The 385-nt window shown below is 62.1% G+C and carries 1 protein-coding gene; it reads right to left on the bottom strand.

The genetic code is table 11. The features are described 5' to 3' along the window. Window positions 1-263 (bottom strand): IS3 family transposase (locus HWX03_RS36660; protein ID WP_175874677.1); only part of this gene is annotated, 263 nt, incomplete at its 3' end. Between the last annotated feature and the right edge of the window lie 122 nt (window positions 264-385).

Below are 385 nucleotides of genomic sequence, written 5' to 3' on the forward strand. Positions count from 1 at the left end.
CGGTATAGACGTTCGGTCCGTTTGTGGTTCTGAACCAGTCCTTCTCGACGCAGCAGAACGTGCAGGCGAGGCGAACCAAACCGCGGCCGCTCCTGCGCCAGTTCGCGCAGACGCTGCCGAACAACATGGTCGGCATCTGCCGGCGCCGGTCGCCGAAACGTCCGTCGATTCAAGCCAACGAGCGCGCACGCCCGGCGCTCCGAATAGTCATGCTGTTCAATCACCTGCTGCACGACTTCCCGGCGCTGCACGGGCGAACTCACTTTTTTCCGAGAACGTCCTTCAGAACCTGGATGTCCAGCGCCTGGTCTGCCACCAACCGCTTGAGTCGCTGGTTCTCCTCTTCCAACTGCCGCAATCGGCGCGCTTCCGACACATCCATGCC

This window comes from Burkholderia sp. BCC0397 (assembly GCF_902832865.1).
GTDB lineage: Bacteria > Pseudomonadota > Gammaproteobacteria > Burkholderiales > Burkholderiaceae > Burkholderia.